Raw genomic sequence first — 13,820 nt, forward strand, 5'->3', positions numbered from 1 at the left:
CACCGCACCGTCCTCCCGCCCGGGGGGACGGTGTTTTTTTTGGGGCGCACGGGATGCCGGGGGTATTCGGGAAATCGCTTTCCGGCCTTACTCCTTCTTGGCCTGCATGGCCCCTTTCGCGGGGTTGACGCTCGAAAACGCGGATGTCACTGTGCTGGATGTCGATTGCCGGGCGAAGGGTTACGCGTGAGCATATTCAGCGACCTGAACGACCCCAAGGACATTTCACACTCCGTCCTTGACCAGCAAAGGGACACCTCCCCCCAGGAAGAAGCGCAGCCGGATCTGCCACCACAATCCGGCCTGACCAGCCTGTTCGCGACGGTCGCCGCGGAATTTCCGCAGCGTACGGCGGTGACCGCACCCGACGGCAGCCTCACCTACCGCGAATTGAACGAGAAATCCGACCTACTGGCCGGAAAACTTCTCGACGCCGGCGCAGAAAGCGGAAAAACGATAGGTCTCCGCGTCCACCGCACCACCGACCTGATCACCGGAATACTCTCCATTCTGAAGACCGGCGCCGCTTATCTGCCACTCGATGCCGGATATCCGGACTCCCGTATCCGCTGGGCGCTTTCCGATGCGCAATGCCCGGTGGTGGTCACCCCGCCGGACCTCGCCGCCGCCCTCGACGGCACGGGCGTCACCGCCGTGGACCCCGCCGTGGACCCCGCCGCGCCGGACGGCGGACCGCGCCCCGCGCCGCCCGCCGTCCCGGGCGACGCCGTCGCGTACGTCATCCACACCTCCGGCTCCACCGGCGAGCCCAAGGGCGTCGAGGTCGAACACCGCAATGTCGGCGGGCTGTTCGCCGCCGTCCGGCCGTGGTTCTCCTTCGGCCCGGACGATGTGTGGACGCTGTTCCACTCCGCCGCGTTCGACTTCTCCGTCTGGGAGATCTGGGGCGCCCTGCTGCACGGTGGCCGGCTGGTCGTCGTCCCCCGGGACACCGCCCGCTCCCCCGCCGCCCTCCACCGGCTGCTGCGGGACGAGGGCGTCACCGTCCTCAGCCAGACCCCCGGCGCGTTCGTCCGGCTCGCCGCGGCGGACGCCGGGCGGGAGCCGCTGACCGCGCTGCGCACCGTCGTCCTCGGCGGCGAACGCCTCGACGTGGCGGCGCTGCGCCCCTGGCTGGAGCGGTACGGCGACGACCGCCCCCGCATCGTCAACATGTACGGCATCACCGAGGCGACGGTGCACGCCTCGTACCGCCCGATCCGCCGCGCCGACCTGGACGCCACGGGCCCCAGCCCCGTCGGGGTGCCGCTGCCGGGGCTCACCTTCCACCTGCGAGGCGCCGACGGCCGGCCGGTGCCCGACGGGACGCCCGGCGAGCTGTACCTCGAAGGTCCGGCGCTGGCCCGCGGCTATCTGGGCCGCCCCGGGCCGACCGCCGAGCGGTTCGCCGCCGGTCCGCCGCGCACCTTCCGCACCGGCGACCGGCTGGTCCGGCTGCCCGACGGCGGCTACGGCTATCTGGGCCGCACCGACGACCAGTTGAAGATCCGCGGCTACCGCGTCGAGCCGGGCGAGATCGAGGCGCTGCTCGTCCGCCATCCGGAGGTCGGCGCGGCGGCGGTGCGGACCCACGACTACGGCGAGGGCGATATCCGGCTCGTCGCGTACGTCACCGCCGCCGCCCGCCACCGGGACGATCCGGCGCCGCTGACCGCCGAGCTGACCGCGCTGGCCGCCGCCGAACTGCCCCCGCACATGCGGCCGTCCGCCCATGTCGTCCTCGACGCGCTGCCGCTGACCGCCAACGGCAAGACCGACCGGGCGGCGCTCCCGGCACCCGGGGCGACCCCACCGGACGGCGCGCGCGAGGCGGCGTCCGACGCGTCCTCCGGGGAGCGGATCACCGCGATCTGGCGGACCGTCCTGGAGGTCGGCGACGTCCCGCCCGACGCCGACTTCTTCGACCTCGGCGGCACCTCCCTCACCCTGCTGCGCATGTTCGAGCGGGTCAACGCGGCGTTCGGCACCGATCTGGACGTCACCGTCCTCATCGACGGCGCCACCGTCGCCTCCCTGACCGCGCACATCGACGCCGCCCGGACCACCGAAGGAGACGTATGACCACCGAAGCCACCCGGTTCCGGCTCAGCGACGAGGAGCTGAAGAACTTCCACGCGCGCGGCTACGCGGGCCCGTTCACCCTCTACGAGCCCGACGAGATCAAGCGGCGGTGGGCCCAGGAGCGGCTGCGGCTGCTCGACCGCAGCGCCGCCGTCTACCAGGACGAGGCGGCCGTCTCCGGCGGCACCAACATCGCCAACTACGACCGCCACCTCGACCAGGAGTTCCTCGCCGACCACATCACCCGCCCGGAGATCGTCGACCGGGTCTCGTCGATCCTCGGCCCGGACGTGCTGTGCTGGCGCTCGGAGTTCTTCCCGAAGTACCCGGGCGCCGAGGGCACCGACTGGCACCAGGCCGACACCTTCGCCAACGCCTCCGGCTCCCCGCAGATCCTCTGGCCCGGCGGCTCCGACTTCGGCGGCACCCTCACCGTCTGGTGCGCCTTCACCGACGCCACCGTCGACATGGGCTGCCTGCAGTTCATCCCCGGCACCCACCGCACGATGTACTACGACGAGACCAAGCGGATGCACTACGACCCGGACCTCGCCGACGTCGAGAAGGGCGGCGTCCGCCGCGGCTTCTTCGGCTACGACTACCGGGAGCTGCAGATCGACCCGGACTGGACGCCCGACGAGTCGCGGGCGGTCTCCATGGAGATGCGCGCGGGCCAGTTCATCGTCTTCTGGTCGACGCTGATGCACGCCTCCCACCCGCACCTGGGCACCACCCGCGACATGCGGATGGGCTTCGTCGGCCGGTACGTCCCCACGTCGGTCCAGATCTATCCGGGCACCGACGCGATCGAGGAGTACGGCGGCCGGGTCGGGCTGGAGCGGTATGGCGCGGTGCTGGTGTCCGGCGAGGACCGCGAGGGCCACAACCGCATCGCCACCCACACCACCCGTAACCACCCGTTCCGGCGGCGCGATGTCTGAGCCGGGTGCCGCCGCCACCGGCCGTGGCGGCGGCCCCGGCACGCCGCCGGACACCGCCCTGCACACGCTCGCCGCCGCGCTGCGGGACACCGCGTCGCTGCTCTGCTCGGTGCCCGGACCGCTGCGCGTCGCCCCGGCGCCCGGCACCGCGCCGTGGACGACGGCCGCCGGGGACGTCCTGGACCGGCTCACCGGACGGCTCGGCCTGCCCGGCATCGAGGTCGTCGCCGACACCACCGGACTGTGGGCCGCCGAGATCGCCGTCGGCCGGCGGCTGGCGCTCGACGCGGCGGCGCTGACAGCGGCGGCCGGTGAACCGCTGGCCGGTCCGGTGCGGGCGGCGAGCGCCGCGCCGCCCGGCGAGCCGGTGGTGCTGCCCGCGTACGACGGCACCCCGCTGCGCGCCTACGCCGCGGGGGAGCCGGGCCGCCCGGCCGTCCTCGTCGTCGGCGCCTGCGGGATGCCGGTGGGCCTGGCCGCGCCGTGGCTGCGGGCGCTGTCCGGTACGTACCGGGTGCTGACGTGGGAGAGCCGCGCGCTGTTCGCGCCGCGCGCCAAGGCGGGGCTGCCGCCGCTGCTCGGCCACGATCTGGCGGCGCAGAGCAGCGATCTGCTCGCCGTCCTCGACGGGTTCGGGGTGGCGACGGCCCACGTCATGGGCGTGTGCGGCGGCGCTCCGCTGGCGCTGGCCGCCGCCGCGGCCTCCCCTCGGCTGACCTCGCTGAGCCTGTGGCACGGCGATTTCGAACTCGGCGGCGACGCGCCCAAGACCGACCACCAGCGGGACGTCGCCTCGCTCCTCGCCAAGGCCGGGCAGGGGTCCGCGCAGGCGGAGGGGTTGTACCGGCTGCTGCGCCGCCCCCGGTCGCTGGCGAAGCTGCGGCCGGACGTCGCCCACCACCTGGTCCACCCGTACGCCTCGCCGGAGCTGCTGCGCCGCTACGGGCTGCTGAACGGCACGATCATGACCACCGACTGCCGCCCGCTGCTGACCGCGGTGGACCGGCCGGTACTGGTCGTCACCAGCCCGGAGGACACCACCGCGCACCCGGACGGCTCGGTGCACGCCGCACGGCTGCTGCCCCGCGCCACACTGCGGTGGCTGCCGCACGGCGACCACCTCACCGCCTTCGACGCCGGGCCGGAACCGGTGCGCCTCGCCACGGAGTTCCTGCGCGCGCACCCGCCCGGGCCCGCCCCCGACCGTCCCACCGCCCGTGACCGTTTCGGCGACCGGAAGGGCCGCTCATGACCGCACCGACCCCCACCGAGCAGCACGGCCCGCCCGCCCCCGCAGGCGACGCGGTGGCGCGGGCCCTCGCCGCCCACCCCGCGGTCGCCGCCACCGCCGTCCGCGGCCCGTCCGGCCACCGCACCGCGTACGTGGTGCCCGACCCGCGCCACGCCCCGCAGTTGCACCGCGCGGCGGTCGCCGGCGAGGCGGCGCTCCCCACCGGCCTGGAGTGGCACGAACCGGCGGACGAGCTGCGGCTGGCGGGCGTCAACCGCACCGAGTCCGCCTTCCTGTACCGCGAGATCGTCACCGACCGCGCCTATCTGCGGCACGGCGTCACGCTCCCCGACGACCCGGTGATCGTCGACGTCGGCGCCAACATCGGCATGTTCACCCTGCACGCCGCCCGCACCCGCCCCCGGGCCCGGGTCCTCGCCGTCGAGCCGATCGCCGAACTCGCCGCCGCCACCGCCGCCAACGCCGCGCTCTACGGCCTCGACGTCACCGTCCTGGCCTGCGCACTCGGCGCCGTACCGGGCCGGGCGGAGCTGACGTACTACCCCGGCAACAGCGTGATGTCCGGCCGCTACGCCGACGCCGGTGAGGATCTGGAGGTGCTGCGCGGCTATCTGCTGACCGGCGAGGGCGCCGGGGAGAGCGGGCAGCTCGACCGGCTGGCCGCCGGGCGGATGGCGGGCGAGCGCCGCGACTGCGCGGTCCGCACCCTGACCGAGGTGGTCACCGAGGCCGGTCTCGACCGTATCGACCTGCTGAAGATCGACGTGGAGAAGGCCGAGGCCGATGTCCTGGCGGGCATCGACGAGACGCTGTGGGCGCGGGTGCGCCAGATCGTGCTGGAGGTCCACGACCTCGACGGACGGCTGGCCCGCGTCGTCGGCCAACTCCGCGAGCGGGGCTTCACCGTCACCCACGACCAGGACCCCCGCCTGCGCCTGACGCCCTGTCACAACGTGTACGGGTACCGCCCGGACGCCCGCCCCGCGCCCGTGGAACAGGCCCCGCCCGCCCCGCCGCTCGCCACCCTCCGCGCCCTCGAACGGCAGCTCCGGGAGCATCTGGCCCGCCACGCCCCGGACCTCCCGGCACCCGACCGGTTCACGCTGGTCACCGAGGTGCCGGAGGAGGAAGCGGCGGACGGGCCGCCCCCGGCTCCCGCACCGTCGGCGTCCGGTGCGCCGTCCTCCCGTACCGCCGTCTTCACCGCGATCTGGACGGAACTCTTCGGGCCGGGCTCCGACCGTCCGGACGCCGACTTCTTCGACCTCGGCGGGGACTCGCTGACGGCGGTGCGGATGCTGACGTTGCTGGAGGAGCGGCTCGGCGAGGAGGCGCTGGCGCCGGACGCGGTCTTCGCGGACGGCACCTTCGCCGGGCTCGCCGCCGCCGTCGAGGCGTCGGCGCGCTGATGGCCGCCGCCCCCGCCGCCCGCTGGTTCCACCGCCCGCTGCCCCGCCCCGGCGCCCGGCTGCGGCTGGTGTGCCTGCCGTGCGCCGGGGGCGGCGCGGCGGCGTTCCGTGGCTGGCCGGCGGCGCTCCCCGACGACGTCGAGGTGGTCGCCGTCCGGCTGCCGGGCCGGGAGAACCGCACCGCCCAGGCGCCGTACGACCGGTGGCCGCCGCTCGTCGCGGCGCTGGGCGCGGCGCTCGCCGAGGAGGTGGCGCCGCCGTACGCGCTGTTCGGGCACAGTCTCGGCGCGATGCTCGCCTACGAGCTGACCGTCACGCCGGGCCCGGCGCCGCTCCCGGAGCGGCTGATTCTGGCGGGGTGCCGGGCGCCGGACGTCCCGCTGCTGGTGCCCGCCGTCCACGATCTGCCGGACGCGGCGTTCGCCGAGGGGCTGCGGCGGATGGCGGGGACGCCGGAGGAGGTGCTGCGCAACCCGGCGCTGCTGGCCCTGCTGACGCCGATGCTCCGGGCCGATCTGCGGCTGGCGGAGACCTGGCCGCCCGCCGGGGCACGGCCGCTGCCGCTGGCGCCGACGCTGTTCGGCGCCGCCGACGATCCGATGGCGCCGCCCTCCGCCGTCGCCGGGTGGCGCCGCCACGCCCCGCCCGGCGTCCGCGCCCATCAGCTGCCCGGCGGGCACTTCTTCCCCCAGGAGCACGCCGCGCGGTTCCTGCGGCTGCTCGCCGGGGAGCTGCGCCCCCGCCACGGGAGAGGAACCGCACCATGCGCTCCGTGTACTTCACCGACGCCCACGAGGAGTTCCGCGCCCGGGTCCGCACCTTCCTGACCACGCATGTCGCCCCGTACGCCGCCGTCTGGGAGGAGGACCGGGCGCTGCCCCGTTCGCTGTGGCGGGCGCTGGGCGCGGAGGGGCTGCTGGGTCTGGCGCATCCGCGGTCGGCGGGCGGCGGGGGCCACGATCTCTTCACCTCCGTGGTGTTCCTGGAAGAGTTGGGCCGCCTCGGCTTCGGCGGGCTGCGGGCGGCGGTCTCCGTCCACGCCTACATGGCCACCCACTACCTCGCGGCGTCCGGCGGCCCCGAGCTGTGCGCGGCGTATCTGGCCCCGGCGGTACGCGGCGACAAGATCGCCGCGCTGGCGCTGACCGAGCCGGGCGCCGGCGCGGACCTCTCCCGCCTCGCCACCACCGCCGAACGCGACGGCGACCACTACGTCGTGACCGGCACGAAGACGATGGTCTCCAACGGCACCGCCGCCGACTTCCAGGTGGCGGCGGTCCGCACCGCACCCCCGTCCGGCTCCGGGCGGCGCGGCGCCACCGGCCTGTCCCTGCTGGTCATCGACGCGTCGCTGCCCGGCGTCACGGCCCGCCCGCTGCCCACGCTGGGCTGGCGCGCGGCGGGCACCGCGACGGTCCGGTACGACGCGGTACGGGTCCCGGCCGACCGTCTCATCGGCCGCCGCGACAGCGGCTTCTACTACCTGATGCGCGGCTTGGAGCGGGAACGGCTGGTCGCCGCGGTGCTGGCGCTCGGCGGGATGGAACGGACCCTGGACGACGCCCGCGCGGCGGTGGCCGGACGGCAGCTCTTCGGCGGCACCCTCGGCGACCTCCAGGCCCCCCTGCACCGCCTCGCCGACCTGGCGACCGAGCTGACCGCCGCCCGCCACCTCGTCCACCACGCCGCCTGGTGCCTGGAACAGGGTGCCCCGCCCGGCACCGCCTGCTCGATGGCGAAGCTCCACACCACCGAGCTGGCCTGCCGTATCGCCGAGGCCAACCTCCACCTCCAGGGCGCCCGCGGCTACCTCGACACCTCGGACGCGGCCCGCGCCCACCGCGACGCCCAGGCCGCCACCCTCGCCGCGGGCCCGAGCGAGGTGATGCGTGACCTCATCGGCCGCTCCCTGCTCCGGGACCCGTGAGGCCCGCCCGGGTCCCGTACGGCGCCCGGCGCACCCTCCACTCTCAGAAATCACCCAAAAATTCCCACAGGGGGCTTTTCACCCATAGGGGTCGCGAGTAATATAAATAACAGCCTGCGGGGCGAGCGAGGGAGCTCGACCGGAGCGTGTCCGCAAGAGAGGGCGGTGACCTTCTCGAACACGCAAGGGCCGGGCTGAGAGGCCGGAAGGTCGGGGAGACCGGAAGGCGACCTCCACCACCTGATGCGGACAATGCCGCCGAAGGAAGCCCACCTCGCAGGTTCACACGTTCACAGAAACCCGACGCCCGGGGCCGCGAGCCGGCACCGGGCGTCGTTGTGTGTACGGGGGGGGAGCTGGGCTAGATCTCAGAGCCCTTGGCGAACTCCACGAACGAGGACCACGAGGTCACGGGGAAAGCCAGTGCCGGACCGTTGGGGTCCTTGCTGTCACGGACGGGGAGGACGCCCAGCTCCGGGACGAGGTTGCGGGCCACCTCGACGCACAAGCCGCCGTCCTTTTCGCTGTAGCTCGACTTCTGCCAGTCCGCCCCGGCCAAGTTGTGCTGCGGGTTGGTGCTCATGATGCGTAGCCCTCCATTGCGCGACGGATAGTTGACGCTGACTCTTCGAGGCTGAGCGCCATCGCCTGGGCGCGATCGTAGATCAGGCCACACTGAGCCGCCTTCGCCGTTTCTTCCACCAGGTACCCCGTCCATGAGCCCTCCAGGTAGACCACGTTTGGCCCATCCGGCAAGGACAGGATCCCCATCTGGCCGCCGAGAGCCGGGTGTGGCCCCCGGGAGACGGGCATGACCTGAACGAACACGTTGGGGCGGGCGGCCATGTCGAGTATGTGGCCGAGTTGGGCAACCATTACGCCGGGCTCCCCCACCGGCCGTGCCAGGACAACTTCATCGAAGATGAACCATGCCGGAGGCGGGTCCTCCGTCCGCGTCAGGGCCTCCTGCCGCGCCAGCCGTTTCACCAGTGCAGCCTCGGCTTCATCCGGCCCGAGCGTACCCGCACGGAACAAGGCCCGAATGTACTCCTCGGTCTGAAGCAGCCCAGGAACATAGGATGTTGAGTACTCGCTGATCGAAACGGCGATCTTCTCGTACTCCACGTACTGATCGAACCCACTTCTGAAAAACGGCGCTCCCTCTGCGAACCGCCAGAACCTCTCGAAGAACCCCGGTGCGGGATCACCGAACGCAAGGTCGATTTTCTGGAAGTTCTCCAACGTGCCGGGGACGTGGGCCCGTTCGATCTGTGCGATCCGGCTGGGGGACATGCCCGCCTGCCGTGCCAGGTTCTTCTGCGCCCAGCCGCGCTCCTCCCTCCGGCGGATCAACTCCCCACCGATGTAGTGCGCGGGCGTCATCGGAGTATCGGCCAAGACCTCATCACCTCATTAACAGGCCCGGATAAAGCTTTAACAGCGCCTCGTAAAGAGTTTCATCCTCCGTATGGTCCGGGCGTCCCGTTCAGCCCGTGTAGACACTAACCACCCACGAGGGGAACGGAGTTACGGAGGTGCGCATCATGAAGGCGTTCGCCGAGAACGAGCTGGCGACGGACACCAAGCTAGGGCAATCCGGTTGGCCCGTCAGCCAATCCACGAGAAAGGAAAAGAAAGCCGCCGGGAGCACCAAAGACCTCGCGGACAAACTCAAGGAGACGAACAACGCCCGGCGCGCGAACCGCGCGGCGCACGACGGGAGGCCCCTCACATGAGCGAGTACACCGCGTGGGCCGACGCCCCCTTCGGCACCCACGGCCTGCCGGTCCACCCGGACTGCCCCGCCTGCGTCGCCGCAGGCGAACTGCTGGTCGAAGCGACCAGGGCCCGCGACGCGTCCGCCGCCGTGGACGCCCGCATCCACCTCCGCGAACACCCCGATCACCGAGCCGGACACGGACGGAAGGCGGCGAAGTGACCGAAGTGACCACCGAGGCGGCGACCACCCGCGCCGGAACCGTCGGCGAGGACGTCCTCCGCGTCCACGAACTCACCGACGACGCCGATCCCCGCCCCAAATGCGGCGCCGGGAAAGGCGAAACCGTCGACGAATGGCTGCGCGCGGTCAACTGCCCGGACTGCGCGCGCCGCTCTCCTCACCCGACCAATTGAATACGCAAGGACCGAGCGGAAAGGCGGAAGGCCGGCGAGCGGGGAATTCGTACCCCCGCCGCGCTCACCCCTCGTCCCGCCCCAGAATCAACCCCGACGTCGGCACTCCCGTACCCGCCGTGACCAGCACCCGGGCGGCGTCCGGGATCTGGTTCACGGCACTGCCGCGCACCTGACGGACGGCTTCGGCTATGCCGTTCATACCGTGGAGATACGCCTCGCCGAGCTGGCCGCCGTGGGTGTTCAGGGGCAGGGCGCCGGACGCGACGAAGGCGGGGGCCTCGCCGGGGGCGCAGAAGCCGAATTCCTCCAGTTGCATCAGGACGAAGGGCGTGAAGTGGTCGTAGAGGATCGCCACGTCGATATCGGCGGGGCGGAATCCGGAGGTGCGCCACAACTGGCGGGCCACGACGCCCATTTCGGGGAGACCGGCGAGGTCGGACGGGTAGAACTCGTCGCGGTAGTAGCTGGTCATCTGCTCCTGGGCGCGGCCGGCGCCCTGCGCCGCGGCGGTGATCAGCGCGGGGGGTCGGCGCAGGTCACGGGCGCGTTCGGCGGTGGTGACGACGAGCGCCTGACCGCCGTCGGTCTCCTGGCAGCAGTCGAGCAGCCGCAGCGGTTCGACGATGGGGCGGGACGCGGCGTGGTCGGCGAGGGTGATCGGGCGGCCGTGGAAGTACGCCGCCGGGTTGGTCGCCGCGTACCGGCGCCCCGTGACCGCGACGTGGCCGAACGCCTCCGGGGTCAGCCCGTAGGTGTGCAGATAGCGCTGGGCGGCCATGGCGACCCAGGAGGCGGGGGTGAGGAGGCCGGGCGGGAGGTTCCAGCCGAGGGCGGCGCCTTCGGCGGACGGTTCGCGGTGCTGGACGCCGGAGCCGAAGCGGCGGCCGGAGCGTTCGTTGAAGGCGCGGTAGCAGACCACGACCTCGGCGACACCGGTGGCGACGGCGAGCGCCGCCTGCTGCACGGTGGCGCAGGCGGCGCCGCCCCCGTAGTGGACGCGGGAGAAGAAGGAGAGTTCCCCGATGCCGGTGGCCTGGGCGACCGCGATCTCGGGACTGGTGTCCATGGTGAACGTGGTGAGCCCGTCGACGTCGGACGGGGCGAGTCCGGCGTCGTCGAGGGCGGCGCGTACCGCCTCGGCGGCGAGGGTCAGCTCACTGCGCCCGGAGTCCTTGGAGAACTCGGTGGCCCCGATCCCGACGACGGCGGCCCGGCCGCCCAGGGTGTCCGCGCGGCGCACGCTCATGGGGCGGCGCTCCCTCCGGTGACGGGCACCGTGAGGGTCACGGTGCCGGTGACGTGGTGCCCGAGCCCGTTCGCCCCGACCACCCTGACCTGCACGGACGCGCCGTCCACGTCGGTGACCGTGCCGGTCAGCTCCATCGTGTCGCCCGGGTGGTTGGGCGCGCCGAGCCGGATGGCGACCTTGCGGAGGACGGCGCCGGGGCCGAAGTGATCGGTGAGGTAGCGGCCGACGAGACCGTTGGTGGTGAGGATGTTCATGAAGATGTCCGGGGAGCCCTTCGCGCGGGCGGCCTCGGCGTCGTGGTGCACGTCCTGGTAGTCGCGGGAGGCGATCGCCCCGGAGACGATCAGGGTGCGGGTGATCGGGATGCGGAGGGGCGGGAGGGTGTCGCCGGGGGCGGGAGCGGGGGCGTTCACGGCACCGCTCGCGGCGGGGCCGGGCCGCCCGGCCGGTTCCCCGTACGTGTCGCTCATGCGGCGCCCTCCTCGTCGTCATAAACGATCAACTCGCCCAGTTCTTCAAGGAGTTGGGCGCCCGCCCCGAGGTCCGCGGCGAGGTGGCGGCCCCAGAGGAAGTGCCGGTGGACGGGGTGGCCGAGGTCGGCGCCGAGGCCGCCGTGCAGATGCTGGACGGCGTGGACGACGCGGGTGCCGGCCTCGGCGGCCCACCAGGCGGCGGTCAGCGCGTGCGGTGCGGCGGCGCGGCCGGTGTCCCGCCGCCAGGCCGCCTCGTACGCGGTGACCCGGATCGCCTCGGTGTCCAGGTACGCGTCGGCGGCGCGCAGCAGCACCGCCTGATGCGCGTCGAGCGGCTTGCCGAACTGCTGCCGCTCGGCGGTGTGCGCCACGGCCCGCGCGAGGGCGCCCGCGCAGACCCCCGCCTGGAGCCCGGCGTACGCGGTCCGGGCGCAGGCCAGCACGTCCGCGTACGGGCCGGGGCCGACCGGGCCCGGGGCGCCGCCGAGCCGTTCCGCGGGCGCGCCGGTCAGGTCGAGGCGCCCCGCCGACCAGGGCGCCGTGGTCGCGACCGGCGTGACGACCACCCCCGGCGCATCGGTCCGCAGCAACCACAACTCCCGCGCGGCATCGGGCACCAGCACGACATCTGCGCAGGTCAGCCAGGGAACGACGGGCACGGTGCCGGTAAGCCGGGCGGTCGGGCCGGACGGCCCGCCGGAGGGCACGGCGGGCGGCCCGGCGGGCGGCACGGCGGGCGGCCCGGCGGGCGGCCCGGCGGGCACCTCACCGGGCGGTACAGCTCCGGCCCGTACGGCAGGCCCCACGACTCCGACCCGTACGGCAGGCCCCTCGCCGGGCGGTACGACTCCGACCCGTACGCCAGGCCCCTCACCGGGCGGTACGGCGGACGGCTCACCGACCCCGAAGGCTCCGGGCCCGGACTCCCCGGAGCCGCGTCCGGCCGACGGCTCACCGTCTCCGAAGCCACCGCTCCCGGCCTCCCCGGTGGCCCGCACCCCCGGCGGCTCCCCGTTCCCGAAGGCGCCGGTCGCGACGAGTCCCCCGTCGGTCAGCTCCGGCAGCAACCGTGCGCGCTGCTCCGGTGAGCCGTGCGCGGCCACCGCGAGGACCCCGTACGCGCAGGTCGCGGCGAGCGGCACCTGCGCGGTGGTGCGTCCGGCCTCCTCCAGCAGCAGGACCAGTCCGAGCAGTCCGGTCTCGGTGACGGAGCCCGGCAATCCGGCCCGGCACAGCGTCCTCCACAGGTCGGTGTCGGCGTCCGTGCCGAGGGCCGTCAGCCGCTCGGGCGTGGACCGGTCGCCGAAGATCTCCGCGGCCAGTCCGGCCGCCTCCCGCTGCTCCCGCGTCGGCGTGAAGTCCATCTCAGCCCTCCTCCCCAGGCGGGCCCGCCGCCCCCGGCCCGGCGCGGAAAACCGGCAGCTCCCACGCCCCCTCCCCGTCCGTGACCTGCTGGAACTCCAGCCGTACCGGCATCCCGATCCGCACCTCGTCATGCCGGACGCCGGTGATGCCCGCGACCAGCCGCACCCCCTCGTCCAGCGCGATCAGCGCCACCGCGTACGGCGGACCGAAGGCGGGGAACGGCGGATGGTGCAGGACGACGTACGAGTGGACGGTGCCGCCCCCGGACGCCTCGACGGTGTCCCACTCCGGCGCCCCGCACCGCGCGCACCCCGGCGACCAGGGCATCCGCAGCCGCCCGCAGCCCCCGCACCGCTGGATCAGCAGCCGGTGCGCCGCGACGCCCGCCCAGAACCCGGCGTTGTCCCGGTTGATCACCGGACGAGGACGGGCGGGAGCGCCCTTGGCCTTTCCTGCGCCCCCTGAACTCTTCGCCTTCGGCGCGTACTTGAGGATTCGGAAGCGGTGCGTCCCCGCCGGTTCGCCGTTGGCGTGCACATCCATCCGCGTCGTGACGAAGTGCCCGCTGCCCAGCTTCGTCGTCTTGCGCGGGGAGACCGACTCGATGACCGCGTCGAAGGTGATCTCGTCGCCGGGGCGGAGCGGACGCAGGTACTCCTGCTCGCAGTCGGTCGCCACCACGGCGGTGTACCCGGCGGCGTCCAGCAGCGCGGTCAGCTCCTCGTACGCGGGGGAGCGGCCCTCGTGGCCGGAGAGCCCGCCCATCGTCCACGCCTGGAGCATCGTCGGCGGGGCGACGGCGTCCGGCCCCCGGTACGCGGGGTGGGCGTCGCTCATCGCCTCGCACCAGTGCCGGATCATCGCCGCGTTCACCGGGTCCTTGCCGCGCCCGCCTCTCGCCGCCGGACGACCCTCGAACGCCTTGAGCCGGACATACAACTCCCCGTCATCACAAGCTATTTGGGCCTGCCCCCCACCCTGGCCGC

Annotated in this window: 15 protein-coding genes; 9 read left to right on the forward strand and 6 right to left on the reverse strand. The window is 73.6% G+C overall.

Annotated features, from left to right (window positions below):
- The first annotated feature begins 186 nt into the window (after nt 1-186).
- From ACGH2B_RS12695 to ACGH2B_RS12720, 6 genes are read left to right on the forward strand one after another with little or no spacing between them, the layout of a single operon-like run.
- Nucleotides 187-2,082: an amino acid adenylation domain-containing protein gene (locus tag ACGH2B_RS12695; RefSeq protein ID WP_399088096.1), complete on the forward strand. Its 1,896-nt coding sequence runs from the start codon at nt 187-189 to the stop codon at nt 2,080-2,082.
- Entirely contained in the window at nt 2,079-3,023 is a 945-nt protein-coding gene (locus ACGH2B_RS12700) for a chlorinating enzyme (RefSeq protein WP_399088098.1), read from the forward strand. The genes ACGH2B_RS12695 and ACGH2B_RS12700 overlap by 4 nt, the downstream gene beginning before the upstream one ends.
- Complete coding sequence (locus ACGH2B_RS12705) at nt 3,016-4,275, forward strand: alpha/beta fold hydrolase (protein ID WP_399088100.1); 1,260 nt, start codon at nt 3,016-3,018, stop codon at nt 4,273-4,275. The genes ACGH2B_RS12700 and ACGH2B_RS12705 overlap by 8 nt, the downstream gene beginning before the upstream one ends.
- On the forward strand, nt 4,272-5,684 hold the full coding sequence (locus ACGH2B_RS12710; protein WP_399088101.1) for an FkbM family methyltransferase: 1,413 nt from the start codon (nt 4,272-4,274) through the stop codon (nt 5,682-5,684). The genes ACGH2B_RS12705 and ACGH2B_RS12710 overlap by 4 nt, the downstream gene beginning before the upstream one ends.
- Complete coding sequence (locus ACGH2B_RS12715; RefSeq protein ID WP_399088103.1) at nt 5,684-6,511, forward strand: thioesterase II family protein; 828 nt, start codon at nt 5,684-5,686, stop codon at nt 6,509-6,511. Before ACGH2B_RS12710 ends, ACGH2B_RS12715 begins: the two co-directional genes overlap by 1 nt.
- Nucleotides 6,448-7,611, forward strand: a complete 1,164-nt coding sequence (locus tag ACGH2B_RS12720) for an acyl-CoA dehydrogenase family protein (RefSeq protein WP_399088105.1) — start codon at nt 6,448-6,450, stop codon at nt 7,609-7,611. Before ACGH2B_RS12715 ends, ACGH2B_RS12720 begins: the two co-directional genes overlap by 64 nt.
- 361 nt (nt 7,612-7,972) lie before the next feature.
- On the opposite strand, the gene ACGH2B_RS12725 is transcribed toward ACGH2B_RS12720, so the two are convergent.
- Both ACGH2B_RS12725 and ACGH2B_RS12730 read right to left on the reverse strand, forming a co-directional pair.
- Complete coding sequence (locus tag ACGH2B_RS12725; protein WP_399088107.1) at nt 7,973-8,194, reverse strand: DUF397 domain-containing protein; 222 nt, start codon at nt 8,192-8,194, stop codon at nt 7,973-7,975.
- Nucleotides 8,191-9,009 carry a helix-turn-helix transcriptional regulator gene (locus ACGH2B_RS12730; protein WP_399088109.1) on the reverse strand — a complete coding sequence of 273 codons (819 nt, stop codon included), beginning with the start codon at nt 9,007-9,009 and terminating at the stop codon, nt 8,191-8,193. The genes ACGH2B_RS12725 and ACGH2B_RS12730 overlap by 4 nt, the downstream gene beginning before the upstream one ends.
- Before the next feature lie 137 nt (nt 9,010-9,146).
- On the opposite strand from ACGH2B_RS12730, the gene ACGH2B_RS12735 reads away from it, so the two are divergent.
- Genes ACGH2B_RS12735 through ACGH2B_RS12745 form a run of 3 tightly spaced genes read left to right on the forward strand, consistent with a single transcriptional unit; the run spans nt 9,147 to nt 9,744 of the window.
- Nucleotides 9,147-9,347, forward strand: a complete 201-nt coding sequence (locus ACGH2B_RS12735) for a hypothetical protein (RefSeq protein ID WP_399088110.1) — start codon at nt 9,147-9,149, stop codon at nt 9,345-9,347.
- Nucleotides 9,344-9,550 carry a hypothetical protein gene (locus ACGH2B_RS12740; RefSeq protein ID WP_399088112.1) on the forward strand — a complete coding sequence of 69 codons (207 nt, stop codon included), beginning with the start codon at nt 9,344-9,346 and terminating at the stop codon, nt 9,548-9,550. The genes ACGH2B_RS12735 and ACGH2B_RS12740 overlap by 4 nt, the downstream gene beginning before the upstream one ends.
- Nucleotides 9,547-9,744 (forward strand): hypothetical protein, encoded by a 198-nt coding sequence (locus ACGH2B_RS12745; protein ID WP_399088114.1) that lies wholly within the window; start codon nt 9,547-9,549, stop codon nt 9,742-9,744. Before ACGH2B_RS12740 ends, ACGH2B_RS12745 begins: the two co-directional genes overlap by 4 nt.
- Nucleotides 9,745-9,808: 64 nt before the next feature.
- Here the strand turns inward: ACGH2B_RS12745 and ACGH2B_RS12750 are convergent, their stop codons facing one another.
- The 4 genes from ACGH2B_RS12750 to ACGH2B_RS12765 are packed head-to-tail and all read right to left on the reverse strand — an operon-like array spanning nt 9,809 to nt 13,773.
- Nucleotides 9,809-10,993, reverse strand: a complete 1,185-nt coding sequence (locus ACGH2B_RS12750; RefSeq protein WP_399088116.1) for a lipid-transfer protein — start codon at nt 10,991-10,993, stop codon at nt 9,809-9,811.
- Nucleotides 10,990-11,466 (reverse strand): MaoC family dehydratase, encoded by a 477-nt coding sequence (locus ACGH2B_RS12755; RefSeq protein WP_399088118.1) that lies wholly within the window; start codon nt 11,464-11,466, stop codon nt 10,990-10,992. The genes ACGH2B_RS12750 and ACGH2B_RS12755 overlap by 4 nt, the downstream gene beginning before the upstream one ends.
- Nucleotides 11,463-12,833, reverse strand: a complete 1,371-nt coding sequence (locus ACGH2B_RS12760) for an acyl-CoA dehydrogenase family protein (protein ID WP_399088120.1) — start codon at nt 12,831-12,833, stop codon at nt 11,463-11,465. The genes ACGH2B_RS12755 and ACGH2B_RS12760 overlap by 4 nt, the downstream gene beginning before the upstream one ends.
- Before the next feature lies 1 nt (nt 12,834).
- Nucleotides 12,835-13,773, reverse strand: coding sequence for a bifunctional MaoC family dehydratase N-terminal/OB-fold nucleic acid binding domain-containing protein (locus tag ACGH2B_RS12765; protein WP_399088122.1), 939 nt, complete (start codon nt 13,771-13,773; stop codon nt 12,835-12,837).
- Nucleotides 13,774-13,820: the final 47 nt, after the last annotated feature.

This window comes from Streptomyces sp. BBFR2, from assembly GCF_044497305.1.
Classification (GTDB): Bacteria; Actinomycetota; Actinomycetes; order Streptomycetales; family Streptomycetaceae; genus Streptomyces.